Source organism: Martelella endophytica (assembly GCF_000960975.1).
Classification (GTDB): domain Bacteria; phylum Pseudomonadota; class Alphaproteobacteria; order Rhizobiales; family Rhizobiaceae; genus Martelella; species Martelella endophytica.
Genome location: NZ_CP010803.1, coordinates 1,794,565 through 1,809,909 on the forward strand (window position 1 = coordinate 1,794,565; position 15,345 = coordinate 1,809,909).

The window sequence follows — 15,345 nt, forward strand, 5'->3', positions numbered from 1 at the left end:
ACATCTTGTGCGGTGAACGGTGCGAAATTTTCCGCAACACAGGATGGCTGCGTGGCGGGGCCGGAACGAAAATCTGAAACGTTTCAGTGAAGTCGCGATTTCCTGTGCTGGGATGGCTTATAAAGGGGCGTTTTCCGCTATTCAGTCCCTTTGGAAGTCCAAATCCGGATTTCCGGAAACTGTTATTTGAAAGAGTTTAAAGCGCTTTGGATTGCAGAAAATGATCAGTTTTCGCATGGTTTTGCTTTTGGAAGCCGTAAAACCGTGCTAGGGAAAATTCCGCTGGAGGAAGCACAGCCGCCGGACCTGAAACGATGCGGTCAAAAGACCTGAACGGGAGCTCATCATGAAATACGGTTCTTTCGACGACGCCGCGCGCGAATATGTCATCACGCGCCCCGACACGCCGTACCCCTGGATCAACTATATCGGCTGCGAGGGCTATTTCGGCATTCTGTCGGCCACGGGCGGCGGCTATTCCTATTACCGCGATGCGCGTCTGCGCCGCATCACCCGCGGACGCTACAACAACGTACCGCAGGACAATGGCGGCCGTTATGTCTATGTACGCGACAATGAGGACGGCGATTTCTGGTCGCCCTCCTGGATGCCGACCCAGTCTGAGGTCGAGGATTTTTCCTGCCGCCACGGCATGGGCTATTCGACGATCGGCTCCAGGCGCAACGGCATCCGCGTTTCCAACCGCTATTTCGTGCCGCTCGGCGAGACGCTGGAAATCTGGCAGCTCACCGTCACCAATGAGCGGCTGCAGCCGGCCGATCTTTCGCTGTTCTCCTCTGTCGAATTCTGCCTGTGGGATGCGCTGGACGACCAGAGCAATTTCCAGCGCAACCTGTCGACCGGTCAGGTCGAGGTGGAAGACGGCGTCATCTACCACAAGACCGAATATCGCGAGCGCCGCAACCACTTCGCCTATTTCGCCTGCTCCGAGGAACTCGCCGGTTTCGATACGAGCCGGGACGAATTCCTCGGCAACTGGCGCGGCTGGGACAAGCCGGCAGCGGTCGCCGAAGGCAAGTCGCGCAACTCGGTCGCCCATGGCTGGTCGCCGATGGGCTCGCATCATGTGAAAATGACGCTCCAGCCCGGCGAAACCCGTCAGCTGATCTTCGTGCTCGGCTATCACGAGAACGACAAGGCAGAGAAATTCGATCCGCCCGGCTCGCAGACACTCAACAAGAAGACGGTGAAGCCGGTCATCGACACGTATCTGAAGGTCGAGAATGTCGAGGCCGCCTTTGCCGCTCTTGCCGCCCACTGGGACAAGCTTCTCGGCGTCTATCAGGCCGAAACGCCGGATATCCACACCGACCGCATGGTCAATATCTGGAACGCCTATCAGTGCATGGCGACGTTCAACATGTCGCGCTCGGCCTCGTCGTTCGAAAGCGGCATCGGCCGCGGCCTCGGTTTCCGCGATTCCAACCAGGACCTGCTCGGCTTCGTCCACATGGTGCCGTCGCGCGCCCGCGAGCGTATCCTGGATATTGCTGCGACCCAGCTTTCCTCGGGCGGTGCCTATCACCAGTACCAGCCGCTGACGAAGAAGGGCAATAACGACATCGGCGGCGACTTCAACGACGATCCGCACTGGCTGGTGCTCGGCGTTGCCGCTTATCTGAAGGAGACCGGCGATTTCTCGATCCTCGAGGAACAGGTCGTGTTCGACAACCAGCCGGGCACGGAAGAGCCGCTTTATGCGCACCTGACGCGGTCGCTCTCCTACGCGCTCGATCGGCTCGGCCCCCATGGTCTGCCCCTCATCGGTCGCGCCGACTGGAACGACTGCCTCAACCTCAACTGCTTCTCCGATACGCCCGGTGAGAGCTTCCAGACCACCACCAGCAAGGAGGGCAAGGTCGCCGAAAGCGTCTTCATTGCCGGCCTGATGGTGCTGTCGGCGCGCGAGCTTTCCGATATCGCCCGCGAGACCGGCCGCGCCGAAGACGCCGCCTTCTACGCCAAGGTCTCCACCGACATGGATGCGGTCATCCGCGAGCATGGCTGGGACGGCGACTGGTTCGTGCGCGCCTATGACGATTTCGGCCGCAAGGTCGGTTCGAAGGAGAATGAGGAAGGCAAGATCTTCATCGAAAGCCAGGGTTTTTCCGTCCTTGCCGGCGTCGGCATCGAGGATGGCAAGGCAAGGAAGGCGCTCGATTCGGTCGCCAAGCATCTGGCGACGCCGCACGGCATCGTCGTGCTGCAGCCGGCCTTTACCAAATACTATATCGAATACGGCGAGATCTCGACCTACCCACCCGGCTACAAGGAAAATGCCGGCATCTTCTGCCACAACAATCCGTGGGTGATGATTGCCGAGGCGATGCTGGGCAATGGCGATGCGGCGTTCGATTACTACACCCGCATCAATCCTTCGGCGCGTGAGGGTATTTCCGATACGCACCGGCTGGAGCCTTACGTCTACGCCCAGATGATCGCCGGGCGCGATGCGACCCGCCATGGCGAAGCGAAGAACTCATGGCTGACGGGAACGGCGGCCTGGAACTACTACGCCATCACCCAGTTCATCCTCGGCATCCGTCCTGAATATGAGGGCCTGCGCGTCGCGCCGGTCATCCCGGAACGCTGGAACGGCTTTTCCGTGAAGCGCACCTGGCGCGGCGTGACCTATGACATCACCGTCACCCGCAAGGGCGCCGGCAACACGGTGGCGCTGACCGTTGATGGCAATGCGATCGAAGGCAACCTGATCGCCCCGCCGGCTGAAGGTGTCACGCGCGTGAAGGTCGAGGCCGTGATCGGCTGAAGCGGATCGGACGCCGCGCGTGCACTGCGGCGTCCGACAACGCGGGCCTTCTTCCTCCCGCGAACCTTATACCCGCATTCCTGCCGACGCAGGTTTGCGGGTTTTTTCTGCGGGATGAGACGGTCGGCTATTCGGCGCGCAGTCCGCTCGCGAGCAGGCGAAAGGCTTCGATGGCCCTGGGCAGTCTCGTCTCGGGGCTTTCGCTCGCGGCCACCCAGAGCGCGGCATTGAGCGCCGCGCCGCTCAGCAGTCTGGCGGCGGCATCGGGATCGACCTGCTTCATCGTTCCTTCGTCGACAAGACGCCGGACAGCGCCAAGTGTCTCCTGCAGGCAGGCGTTCTGGCTCGGCCATTGCGAGGGATCGCCGAGAAAGGCGGGACCGTCGAGAAGCACGATCCGCTGGACTTCGGGCTCCAGCGCCATCTCGATGTAGGCGACGCCTTCCGTCATCATCGCGTCCCAACCGTTTTTCTCTTCCGCTGCCTTGAGTCTGGCGCGGGCCGCCATTTCGCTGTCGATCTGGTTGACGACGGCAGCCAGAAGACCGCGCTTGTCGCCGAAATTATGATAGAGCGCGCCGCGGGTCAGGCCGGCGGTCGCTGTCAGGTCGTCCATCGAGGCGGCTGCGAAGCCCTTTTCGGCGAAGGCAGTGCGGGCTGCGGCTATCAGTTTTAGGCGGGTTTCTTCCATTTTCTGAGCGCGCGTTGCGGCCATTCTACTCTTCCTTTCACATACAAGTCGTATGTAACTTGACATACGGGGCGTATGTAATTAATTCACATACGAAACGTATATCAAGGATGCTGTTCGTGCCAAGCCTTTTGCCGGTGCGGCAGTTAACCAGAAGGAAAACGCGATATGAGCAAGCGAAACGCAATCTTCCCCGCGAGCGAAAAGCGACACGCCCTTTATGAAGCCCATGGCTATTCGCCTGCCGTCAGCAGTGGCGATCTGATCTTTGTATCAGGCCAGGTCGGTAGCCGGCTTGACGGCTCGCCCGAGCCGGACTTCGAGGCGCAGGTCCGGCTGGCCTTTGAAAACCTCGGAAACATTCTGTCCGCGTCCGGCAGCAGCTTCGATGACATTGTAGATGTCACCTCCTTCCACACAGATCCCGAAAATCAGTTCGAAACGATCATGAAGGTGAAAAACGAAGTCTTTGCAACAGAACCATACCCCTCCTGGACCGCTGTCGGCGTAAACTGGCTGTCCGGTTTCGATTTCGAAATCAAGGTGATTGTGCGCGCGCCTGATGCAGAAGCATAAGGTTGCCAGGCATTAAGAAGAAAGCCCGCCATCAAGGCGGGCTTTTCGGTCTGCGTTTAAAGGTCGACTCAGGCGTCTTCGCGGTTCAGGAATTCCTCGGCCAGCGCCTTGTACCACTTGCCGGAATTCTTCAGCGTGCGTTCCTGGGTCTCGTAGTCGACATAGATCAGGCCGAAGCGCATGTTGTAGCCTTCCGCCCATTCGAAATTGTCCATCAGGCTCCAGGCATAATAGCCTTTCAGCGGAATACCGGCGTCGACGAGGTCGGCGGCAATGGCGATATGGTCGGAGAGGTATTCCGTGCGCGGTGCGTCATCGACGACGCCGTCGACGGGCGCCATGTTGTAGCAGGCGCCGTTTTCGGTGATGTACATGTCGGGCAGCGCGTAGCGGTCGTAGACCTGCTCGGTCAGCATCTTCATCGCCGGGGCATAGGTTTCCCAGCCGATATCGGTGATCACGTTATAGACCGGGTCGCCGACAGTGATGGCCGGGAAGTCGGCGCCGCTTTCGCTGTTGTCGGCCACGCGCTCGGGCTTGTAGTAGTTGAGACCCCACCAGTCGATCTTCTGGTTGATGATCGCGAGATCACCATCTTCGATCGGCATGCGGTCTTCATAGGCGGCCATGAAACCGGCCGGATAGGCGCCCTTGAAGATCGGGTCGAGGAAGACGCCGTTGTTGAACTCGAAGCTGCGCTCTGCAGCCGCGCGGTCGGCTTCGGTGTCGTTGACCGGATAGACGGCCTGGAGGTTGAGAACGATACCGGCCTTCACCTCCGGCGCTTCCTGGCGGATCGCCTCGATGCCAAGCCCGTGGGCGAGGTTGACGGTGTGGAGGGCGGCAAGGGCCGCGTCCATCGACTTTTCGCCCGGCGCATGAATGCCGTAGAGGTGGCTCAGCCAGACGACGCACCAGGGCTCGTTGAAGGTGGAGACGAAGTCGAGCCGGTCGCCGAAGCGCTTCATCACGGTCTGGACGTGGCGCTGGTAAGCATAGGCCGTGGACCGCGCCGTCCAGCCGCCATCGCCGGAAAGCGTCAGCGGCAGGTCCCAGTGATAGAGCGTGGCATTGGTCTTCAGCCCGCGTGCCTTGCAGCCATCGATCAGGCGATCGTAGAAGTCGAGGCCGGCCTCGTTCACCGGTCCGCGGCCGTCCGGGATGATGCGCGGCCAGGCGATGGAGAAGCGATAGGTCTCGACGCCGAGATCGTTCATCAGGTCGAGGTCGTCTTCGAGGCGGTGATAGTGGTCGCAGGCGACATCGCCGGTATCGCGATTGTGGACGCGGCCGGGCATGTGGCTGAACGCATCCCAGATGGAGGGCTTGCGACCGTCTTCGCGGGCGGCGCCTTCGATCTGGTAGGACGCGGTGGCCACGCCGAAGATGAAATCTTTCGGGAAACGGGCTGCGAGTTCTTTCGGGTCCATCATCTGCGGTCATCCTTCAAAACATATCCGGGGCCGACCCCGGACAGCATCACATATAGGGGAGGTGTCGCGATCGGAAACCACGCGCCATCCGTAAAGTGCCGGCGGCCATTGCTGGCAACCGGCACTTTTTCGTAATCGCTATCTAGAAAATCGCGGCCGCTTTGTACACCAATGGTGACGGGAAACTGAAACGTTGCAGAACTTACGCGTACAACGTTGCGGATTTGCGTCACTGGCTGACGGATATCAGATGTTTGGCTTCACCCAGGCGGCATTGTTCGTGGACGATTCGACGCAAGCCTCGATGAAGGCGAGACCGATGACGCCATCTTCGATGGTGGGATAGACCACGTCCGGGGCCGTCTTGCCGTCGCGGAAGGCCTTTATCGCAAGGGCTGCTTCCGAATAGATGTTGGCGAAGCCCTCGAGATAGCCTTCCGGGTGGCCGGCAGGGATGCGGGAGACACGGGTGGATTCCGGCATGGCGCCGGCGCCGTTGCGTGTCAGCATCTGCTTCGGCTGGCCGAAGGGGGTGAACCACAGGATGTTCGGATGTTCCTGCACCCATTCGATGCCGCCCTTGGTGCCGCAGATGCGGATCTTCAGCCCGTTCTCGAAACCGGGGGCCACCTGGCTTGCCCACAGCATGCCCTTCGCCTTCACGCCGTTCTTCTCCTTGAAGCGCAGCATGATATGGGCGTTGTCGTCGAGCTGGCGGCCTTCGACAAAGCTGTCGAGATCGGCGGCGAGGCTTTCGACCTCGGCGCCGGAAACGAAGAGAGCGAGGTTCAGCGCGTGGGTGCCGATATCGCCGATCGCGCCGCCTGCGCCCGAACGTTTCGGGTCGGTGCGCCATTCGGCCTGCTTGGAGCCGGAACGCTCGGCGGGCTCCGTCAGCCAGTCCTGCGGATATTCGGCCTGGATCAGGCGGATGTCGCCGAGATCACCCTTGGCGACCATGGCGCGGGCCTGGCGGATCATCGGATAGCCGGTGTAGTTGTGGGTGAGGATGAAGAGCGCATTGGCCTTGTCGGCGATCGCCTTCAGTTCCTTCGCCTCGGCAAGGCTCGAGGTCACCGGCTTGTCGCAGATGACGTGGATGCCTTTTTCCAGAAAGGCCTTGGCCGGGCCAAAATGCATGTGGTTCGGCGTCACGATCGCGACGGCCTCGATGCCGTCCTCGCGGGCGGCTTCCTTCTCGGCCATCTCTTCATAGGAGCCATAGGTGCGCTCCGGATCGAGGCCGAGTTCCTTGCCGGAGGCGAGCGCCTTTTCCGGCGTTGACGACAGCGCGCCTGCAACGAATGTGTAGTGATCGTCAAGGCGCGCCGCCATGCGGTGCACACCGCCGATGAACGCGCCCGAGCCGCCGCCCACCATGCCGAGCCGGATGCGGCCGGAGTAGATTTCGTCTTTACCTTCAATCGCCATTTTCGTGTTCTCCTGAATTTCGTGTTCGGGGTGAAGACCCCTCATCCGGCTGCCGCCACCTTCTCCCCTGAGGGGAGAAGGGACTGTGTGGTTAGTCTCCGCCTATCACCCGATCAGCAAACCTCCTCGCCCCGGAGGGGAGAGGGCTGGGGTGAGGGGAGCGCTGCCAGCGAATTAAAGCCCGAGCATCCGCTTGTTGGCGGCCTCGTCGGTGCCGCCGCCGGCGAAGTCGTCGAACGCCTTTTCGGTGACGCGGATGATGTGGTGCTTGACAAATTCCGCACCTTCGCGGGCGCCGTCTTCCGGGTGTTTCAGGCAGCATTCCCATTCGACCACGGCCCAGCCGTCGAAATCATTGGCCGCCATCTTCGAGAAAATCGCCCCGAAATCCACCTGGCCGTCGCCGAGCGAGCGAAACCGGCCGGCGCGGTCGACCCAGCCCTGATAGCCACCATAGACGCCCTGCCGGCCGGTCGGATTGAACTCCGCGTCCTTGACGTGGAACATCCTGATCCGGTCCTTGTAGATGTCGATGTTGTCGAGATAGTCGAGGCATTGCAGCACGTAATGCGACGGGTCGTAGAGCATGTTGGCTCTGCTGTGCTGGCCGACATGGTCGAGAAACATCTCGAAGGTCGCGCCGTCGTGCAGGTCCTCGCCCGGATGGATTTCGTAGCAGATGTCGACGCCGTTCTCGTCGGCGTGGTTCAGGATCGGCATCCAGCGCTTGCCGAGTTCGGCAAAGGCGGTCTCGACGAGGCCGGCCGGCCGCTGCGGCCAGGGATAGAGGAACGGCCAGGCGAGCGCACCGGAGAAGGTGGCGTGGGCATTGATGCCGAGGTGCTTCGAGGCGGAGATCGCCATCTTCACCTGGTTGACGGCCCATTCCTGACGCGCCTTGGGGTTGCCGCGCACTTCCGGCACGGCAAAACCGTCGAAAGCTTCGTCATAGGCGGGGTGGACGGCGACGAGCTGGCCCTGGAGATGGGTCGAAAGCTCCGTCACCTCGACGCCGTTTTCGCGCGCCTTGCCGGCGAATTCGTCGCAGTAGTCCTTCGATTCCGACGCTTTCTTCAGGTCGATGAGCTGGCTGGCCCATGTCGGCACCTGCACGCCCTTGTAGCCGCAGTCGGCCGCCCATTTCGTGATCGCGTCCCAGCTGTTGAACGGCGCTTCGTCGCCGGCAAACTGGCCGAGGAAGATGCCTGGCCCCTTGATCGTCTTCATGATTTTCCTCCCGGAAATTGGTCTTGCGAACTTGCGTCCCCGCTGAAGGGAACGGATGCGAAACGGGTGGGTTCCGGCGGCGCAGGCAGCAGGCTTTCGCCACGCCCAGACGCGCCGCCGAAGAAGTCTTTCAGGCCGGCATGGCCCTAATGGGGCAAGCGACCGGTTACCGAACTCAGTAAGGTGAATCCGGGAAGTAGTAGTCCTCGGCATTATCCTCGGTCACCAGCGTGGCGTCGAGGATATAACTGCCGGCAACCGGAACCTGATCCATCAGGCCCGCAACCGTCAGCTCCATGGCCGTGCCGATCATCGCCGGCGGATAGAGCACGTCGACGGGGATCATGTCGTCGCCGTCCATGACCTTCTTGATCATGTCCTTCGAGCCGGCGCCACCGATGACATACTGGATGTCGTCGCGGCCGGATTGCTCGATCGCCTGGAGCACGCCGACAACCATATCGTCGTCCTGCGCCCAGACAACGTCGATCTTCGGATATTTCGTCAGATAGTCCTGCATCACGCGGAAGGCGTCGTCGCGGTTCCAGTTGCCGAACTGCTTTTCGAGAACCTTGACGTTGGAGCCTTCAAGCGCGCCGTCAAAACCGTCCTGACGTTGCTGGTCGATCGGGATCGGCAGGCCGCGAATGACGACGACTTGCGCCTCCGGCGTGGTGTCGGCGATGTATTCGCCGGCGACGGCGCCAAGCGCCGGGTTGTTGCCGGCCACGTAGAGATCACGCACGGCGTTGTCGTTGTTCGACGGGGCACGGTCGACCAGTGTGACAAAGGCCCCCTGGCTTTTCACCTGCATGATGGCGTTGACCAGCGGATCCGGGTCGGTCGGCAGGATCACCAAAGCGTCGATGCCCTGGACGGCGAGGTCCTGCACGGCGTTTGCCTGGCTTGCCGGATCCGGCGAGGTTTTGACGATGACGTTGAGATCGTCATATTCGCTCATCAGCTCCTCGGCCACCCGCTCGGCATGGTAGACGATGCCGGCCGTCCAGCCGTGGTCGGCCGCCGGGATCGAGACGCCGACGGTCAGTGCCTGGGCTTGCGTGATGCCGGCAAGCGATGTTGCCGCCAGAAGCGTTGCGCCCAATACGATATTCTTCATGTTCACTCCTCCCAAAGTGGCGGACCGGTTCAGTCCGGAATGTTCCGGGCTGCGGGCGGTCCGATGGACCCGCAAACAGTTGGCCTTATTGCCGGCGGAACAGCGAGCGCTGCACCAGCATGGCGATGATGATGATCGTGCCCTGAATGGCGGCGATCAGATATTCGGAAATGAAGTTCGACAGCAGCATGATGTTGCCGACGATCTCCAGAATGAAGGCGCCGCAGATCGTGCCCCAGATGCGCCCGACGCCGCCCCTGAGCGCGGTTCCGCCGACGACAACGGCGGTGATTGCCTGCAGCTCCCACAAGATGCCGGTCGTCGCGGAGGTCGAGCCGAGGCGCGGCACGTAGAACAACACGGCGACGGCAACGCAGAGGCCCTGGATCAGATAGGTCATGATGCGGACATTGCGTACCGAAATGCCGGAATAGCGCGCCACCTCCTCGTTCGATCCAACCGCGATCACATGCCGGCCGAAGCGGGTGCGATAAAGCACGAAGGCGCCGATCAGGGCCGTCACGATGATGGCGATGACGGGCACGGGGATGCCGAGCACCGTGCCGAAATAGGCAGGCCGGTAGGCGGACTGGACCTCGAAATCGCGCAGCGTGATGGCGCCGCCCTGCGACAGCCATGTCGTCAGGCCGCGAAAGATGCCCATGGTGCCGAGCGTCACAATGAACGGCTCGATCCGCCCGACCGTGGTGATGACGCCGTTCAGCAGCCCGCAGGCGATGCCGATCAGGATGGCGAGGACCATGGCTGCGGCAATCAGCAGGTATGGGTTCGAGATGACGGCGGTGTTGATGAACATGATCATCAGGCTGGCGACGAAGGCGACCATGGAACCGACCGAAAGGTCGAGCCCGCCTGCCGAGATGACGAAGGTGGCGCCGACGGCGATGATGGCGATGAAGGCCGAGCGGGTGGCGACGTTCATCAGGTTGGTGACGGTAAGAAAATTCGGGTTGGAAAACGTGCCGAGCACCAAGAGCAGCGCCAGCGCCAGAAACGGCGCGAGCATCCTGAGGTCGAGGCGCGCCATCAGGGTCGCTCTCGGTTGTTGTTGCGCGCTGTCGCTCATGCCATGGCTTCCTTTCGCGCGGCGCCGGAAACCCCGGTCGCCAGTACCACGATCTCGTTCTCGTTCATGCGGTCTCCCGTCACTTCGCCGGCAATTTCGCCCGAGCGCATCACCAGGATGCGGTCGCAAAGCCCGATCAGCTCCGGCATTTCCGACGAGATGACGATGATCGAATGGCCCCGGTCGGAAAGTGCGGCGATGAATTTGTAGATCTGTTCCTTGTTGCCGATGTCGATGCCGCGCGTCGGCTCGTCGATGATGACGATGTCCGGATCGAGCAGCATCATCTTCGCCAGCAACAGCTTCTGCTGGTTGCCGCCGGAGAGTTCGCCGGCCGCGAGCTCCTTCGATCCGGTGCGGATATCGAATTCGCGGATGGCCTCGTCGAGGGCGATATCCTCGGCCTTGCGGTCGATCTGCAGGTTTCTGGTGAAACGGTCGAGCGAGGAAAGCGTGAGGTTGGTCCTGAGGTCTTTGGAAAGCAGCAGGCCCTTGCCCTTGCGATCTTCGGAGAGATAGACGATGCCGGCCTTGAGCGCGGCGATCGGCGCGTTGAAGCTGACCTTCATTCCGTTGAGGCGGAGGTTGCCCTTGCCGGGCCTGAGGCCGAGGATGCCCTCCATCAGCTCGGTGCGGCCGGCGCCGATCAAGCCGGCGAAACCGAGGATTTCGCCCTTCTTCAAGGAGAAGGTGCAATGCGTGGCATGGCCCGCAACGGAAAAGTTCTCGACCTCGAGCACGGGTGATCCGGCGGTCTTGCGGGGGCGGTCGGGGTAGAGTTTCGAGACATCGCGGCCGACCATCAGCTTGGCCATGTCGGCCGGCTCCAGCGCCGCTGCGTCATGGCTTGCCACAAGGTGGCCGTCGCGCAGCACCGTCAGGGTGTCGGCAATCGCCTTCACCTCGTTGAGGCGGTGGGAGATGAACAGGACGGCAACGCCGCGGTCGCGGATCGCACGGATGACCTTGAGCAGCGCCTCGGTCTCGAACGGTGTCAGCGAGGCGGTCGGCTCATCGAAGATCACCACGCGGTGCGGTGTCAGCAGCACGCGTGCAATCTGGACAAGCTGTCGCTGGGCGATGGAGAGGCGCGAGACGGGTGTCTCTGGATGAATATCGGCGCCGAGCTCCTTCACGGCGCGGCGCGCCTCCGCGTTCATCACCCGATCGTTGACGGCAAGGCCACGGCGAAGCTCGCGGCCGAGGAAGATGTTCTGGGCGACGGTAAGATCGGGGGCGAGCAGGATTTCCTGGTGGACGAGCACAATGCCCGCTGCTTCCGCCTGCACCGGATTGTCGAAGGTGATCGGCTTGCCGTCGATGCTCAGCGTGCCGGCGCTCGGCTGCAGGTTGCCCGCCAGAAGCCGCATGAGAGTCGACTTGCCGGCGCCGTTTTCGCCGATGACGGCGTGGATTTCGCCAGCGCGCACGGTAAGGTCGATACCGTGCAGCACCTCGATCGGGCCGAAGGATTTGGTCAACCTTTCCGCCTGCATGATCACCGACTGCGCTTCCCCGTCCCCCATCGTCATCCCCGGTCTGCCGGCATTGCCGGCGCGAAATCCGCTCGCTCTGCAGTCACCCTGTCAACGCTGCCGCTGTGCGGCGCGAGATGTCGGCGTGCTGAGAATGGCGGCTTCCGCTTGTCCTCCCATGATCGCCCCGCGCTTTTTGTCCGGCAAGGCTTTTCAAACGAGCGCGCTCCTCCACGCCCGCGGGTCGCATGTTGGTCGTTGCCGACCGCCAGCATCCCTCGCGCTCAGGTTAACGTCAAAGCTGATGTACGTAAACCAGATTCTCCGCTTCAACAGCCGTTGCCGATGACGCGATCGCGACCGCTGCGCTTGGCCTCGTAGAGCCGGTCATCGGCCTCACGAATGAAATCCTCGAGGCTCTCCTCGTCCCTCGGTATTGCCGAATGGAAGCCGACGCTGATGGTCAGTCTTTCGACGGTCGGATCATCCGTGGAGGGCGATGCGCTGACCTTCATGCGCAGTGCGTCGAGAAAAGCATGGATGCCTTCGGGTTCGCCGCCGGTCGTCTGGGCGATGAATTCCTCGCCGCCATAGCGGGCCACGAGATCGCCCTGCCGCTGGAAGTGCTCCCTCAGGATGGCCGCCAGGTGAACGAGGCACTGGTCGCCGAATATATGACCCTTGCGGTCGTTGATCGGCTTGAAGTGATCGACATCGATCATCGCCAGCGTGAAGCGGATCTCCGCTCGCCGGCATTCCTCGAAGGCCATTTCCGCGTGGGCGATGAAATGGCCTCGATTGTAGAGCCTGGTCAGCGTGTCGGTGATCGAGGCCTGGTGCAGCAGGCTGTTGGCGTTGTTCAGCGCCCGGTTCAGCGATCTCAGCTTGCGCACCCAGTAGAGGAACAGCACCAGAACCACGATACCGGCGGCGAGGATGGCAAACAGCAGACGGTAATCCACCGTGCGCTTGAACGGCGCAAGCTTCTGCCGGCCGAGGATGCTCTCGACCGCTGCGGGATCGAGATTGACGATCAGCTTGTCGAATATCCGGCCGAGCTGCGGCTCGTCCGGCGTCGTGGCGATGGTGATTTCGATACGCTCCGGAATGCGGCCTGAAATCTTGACGTCGTTCATGTCCATGCCGGCGATCAGGTAGGCGATGCTGTCCAGCGGGCCGAGGATGGCATCGAGCCTGCCGGCGGCGACATCGCGCAGACCCTGGCGCTCGCTGTCGATTTCGACCAGCTCGACATCGGGATAGCGGTTGGCGAGCAGTTCCCGCGGCACGTGGGAGGGCACGACGCCCACCTTCTGGCCGGCAAGGTCGCGCATGCTGTCGATAAACGGTGCCTGCAGCGGGCTTGCGACCGCAAGGGCGACATCGAGATAGGGGGTGGCGAGATCGAAGCGACTGTTCTGCATGTTCTCGCGGGCGACGAACGGCAGCACATCGCAACCCATGGCGTCCGAGCCCTTGTCGTCGTCGAGCGGATGGGTTTCGATCTGCCGCCTGAAATCGCCGTGCTCGGCGAGAAGGTCGAGCAGCTCGGCGACCGCGCCATCGAAGGACCCGGTACGATCAAGCGTGGTATAGGGCGGCGCTTCGGGATCGACACAGACCCGCAGCGGGCCCTTGTTAGCAAGATAGCGGCGCTCGTCCTGGTCGAGCAGGTCGTGGGACCGTTCCATGCCGGCGATCGGCGGCCCGAGCCAGCGGCGCTCCATCTCTTCCCACCGCGACAGCGGGATCGATTCCAGCGCATGGTCGATGATGCTGAGAAGGTAGGGATAGCGCGGCGAGATGCCGTAGCGCAGATCCTCGCGCTCGACGCCGTCCATCAGGAACTCGCCGCCGATCTGGATATTGATGAGCCCGAGCTGGCGAATGATCGCGTTGCCATTGGAAAGCGCGGTCAGCGCCACATCGACTTCACCATCGGCAAGCGCCTGCATCAGCGCCGCCTGGCTGTCATATTCGTGGACGTCGGTGAAACGGCTGCGGACCGTATCCGCATAGTAGATGTCGCGGGGAATGCCGATGCTGCGGTCCTGAAGATCGGTCAGGTTCCGGTAGGGGCCGGCGCCCGAGCGCATGAAGACGGCGGTCGGGATGCGGTGATAAAGGTTGGAGAACAGCGTGTATTCCGCGCGTTCCGGCGTATAGGAAATGTTGGTGACAAGGTCGAGCTCGCCATCGCGGAAGCGCTGCAGCAGGTTCGGCCAGTTGTCATAGACCGGTTCGAAGACAAGCCCGGTGGCTGAAGCGATATACTGGGTGATGTCTTCGGCAAAGCCCTTGCCCTGACCGTTATCCAGATAGCTGAACGGTTCGTAATCGCTCATGAAGCCGATCTTCAGCGGCGGCGCCTCCTCGATGAAGGCCTGCTCCTCCGGCAGCAGCCTGAGCGGTCCGGTGCTCATCGAGCGTTCGGTTCGATAGCTGAGCCACCGGGTGGTGATCGCATCGAGCGTTTCCTGCGACAGTGCGTTGACGGCCTTGTCGAGAATGCCGGCGAGCATCTTTCTGTCGGAATCGCCATCTTCGGTCAGTACGCCGAGGCGGAAATCCTCAAGCGCCACCGCCGTCAGCGGCGCGACGCCGACATTGGCGACGTTGGTGAAGCCGTTCTCACGGACGAAGAAATTGCCGGTCATCTCCGCGGCAAGCACCGCATCGACCCAGCCGAACGCCACGGCAGCCATCAGGTCGCGATAGGTCGCGTATTCCACCGGCTCGATGCCGAGCTTGCGAAGCGAATCGGCATAGTAAATGTCGCGGATGATGCCGATGCGCTTGCCCCTCATCTCCTCGATCGTGACGGGCTTGGCCAGCGGATGATCGACGTTCTCGTAAAGCACCGTGCGCCGCAGGTGGTAGGGCTCGGTGAAGGTGATGAACTGGCTGCGGCCCGGCGTCAGCGAGATGTCGGCAATCGCATCGAGCCCGCCATCCTGGAACTGGCGGTAGATCTCAGACCAGGAGCCCATGCGCGGGCGGAAATCGAGGCCGGTCATGGTGCCGATGCGGTCGATGACATCGACCGTCCAGCCGAGAATGTTGCCGTTGCGGTAGAAGGAATAGGGGTCGTTGTCGGCGACCACGCCGACGCTGGCGACGGGATGCGCGGCAATCCAGGCGCGCTCGGCATCGGAAAGGTCGAGGTCGCCCGCGCGTGCCGGCGAAAGGCTCGCGAAAAAGCTCACGGCGAGGAAGGCGAAAAGAAATACACAGGCGAGACAATGCCGCCACAGCATGGACGGCCGCGCCCCGCCACGCATCTGGAAGCAACTTTCCCCCTTGTTCTCCAGCGCCTTCCGGTATTGCTGCAAGTCTTCTTCTTTCAGCTTCTTCCGACGTCTCCCCCCTGACGGTAACGCCGGTTTTCCTGATGCCATACCACAGAATTGCTCTGCAGCGCTCTGCCTTCTTCAACAATACCCCAAAATTTAGGTTACTGGCGCCGGGCCTCAACCGTTCAGCCGGGGCTTGCCCAGGCGCCGTTTCTGACCCA

General features: G+C 61.9%; 11 protein-coding genes. 3 read left to right on the top strand and 8 right to left on the bottom strand.

Annotation, left to right across the window (positions count from 1 at the left end; genetic code table 11):
• The first annotated feature begins 186 nt into the window (after positions 1 to 186).
• Positions 187 to 333: a hypothetical protein gene (locus TM49_RS23620; protein WP_158498617.1), complete on the top strand. Its 147-nt coding sequence runs from the start codon at positions 187 to 189 to the stop codon at positions 331 to 333.
• 13 nt (positions 334 to 346) lie between these two features.
• Positions 347 to 2,791, top strand: coding sequence for a glycoside hydrolase family 94 protein (locus TM49_RS08195; protein WP_045680436.1), 2,445 nt, complete (start codon positions 347 to 349; stop codon positions 2,789 to 2,791).
• Positions 2,792 to 2,918: 127 nt separating this feature from the next.
• Here the strand turns inward: TM49_RS08195 and TM49_RS08200 are convergent, their stop codons facing one another.
• A complete protein-coding gene (locus tag TM49_RS08200; protein WP_045680438.1) occupies positions 2,919 to 3,506 on the bottom strand; it encodes a TetR/AcrR family transcriptional regulator in 588 nt (195 codons plus the stop codon).
• Between the two features lie 144 nt (positions 3,507 to 3,650).
• Between TM49_RS08200 and TM49_RS08205 the strand changes: the two genes are divergently transcribed.
• Positions 3,651 to 4,058, top strand: a complete 408-nt coding sequence (locus TM49_RS08205; RefSeq protein ID WP_045680443.1) for a RidA family protein — start codon at positions 3,651 to 3,653, stop codon at positions 4,056 to 4,058.
• 68 nt (positions 4,059 to 4,126) lie between these two features.
• Here TM49_RS08205 and TM49_RS08210 read toward each other — a convergent pair whose 3' ends face one another.
• The 7 genes from TM49_RS08210 to TM49_RS08240 all read right to left on the bottom strand — a co-directional run bounded on the left by TM49_RS08210 (position 4,127) and on the right by TM49_RS08240 (position 15,163).
• On the bottom strand, positions 4,127 to 5,491 hold the full coding sequence (locus TM49_RS08210; protein ID WP_045680445.1) for a GH1 family beta-glucosidase: 1,365 nt from the start codon (positions 5,489 to 5,491) through the stop codon (positions 4,127 to 4,129).
• 246 nt (positions 5,492 to 5,737) lie between these two features.
• Complete coding sequence (locus TM49_RS08215) at positions 5,738 to 6,922, bottom strand: Gfo/Idh/MocA family protein (protein WP_045680446.1); 1,185 nt, start codon at positions 6,920 to 6,922, stop codon at positions 5,738 to 5,740.
• Between the two features lie 174 nt (positions 6,923 to 7,096).
• The gene (locus tag TM49_RS08220; protein ID WP_045680448.1) at positions 7,097 to 8,149 is read right to left on the bottom strand and encodes a sugar phosphate isomerase/epimerase family protein; all 1,053 of its coding nucleotides are present in this window, start codon (positions 8,147 to 8,149) and stop codon (positions 7,097 to 7,099) included.
• Between the two features lie 175 nt (positions 8,150 to 8,324).
• A complete protein-coding gene (locus TM49_RS08225) occupies positions 8,325 to 9,269 on the bottom strand; it encodes a substrate-binding domain-containing protein (protein WP_045680449.1) in 945 nt (314 codons plus the stop codon).
• Positions 9,270 to 9,354: 85 nt separating this feature from the next.
• Positions 9,355 to 10,356 carry an ABC transporter permease gene (locus TM49_RS08230; protein WP_045680450.1) on the bottom strand — a complete coding sequence of 334 codons (1,002 nt, stop codon included), beginning with the start codon at positions 10,354 to 10,356 and terminating at the stop codon, positions 9,355 to 9,357.
• The gene (locus TM49_RS08235) at positions 10,353 to 11,888 is read right to left on the bottom strand and encodes a sugar ABC transporter ATP-binding protein (protein WP_045680452.1); all 1,536 of its coding nucleotides are present in this window, start codon (positions 11,886 to 11,888) and stop codon (positions 10,353 to 10,355) included. Before TM49_RS08235 ends, TM49_RS08230 begins: the two co-directional genes overlap by 4 nt.
• A 272-nt stretch (positions 11,889 to 12,160) precedes the next feature.
• Positions 12,161 to 15,163, bottom strand: a complete 3,003-nt coding sequence (locus TM49_RS08240; RefSeq protein ID WP_244464822.1) for a transporter substrate-binding domain-containing protein — start codon at positions 15,161 to 15,163, stop codon at positions 12,161 to 12,163.
• Between the last annotated feature and the right edge of the window lie 182 nt (positions 15,164 to 15,345).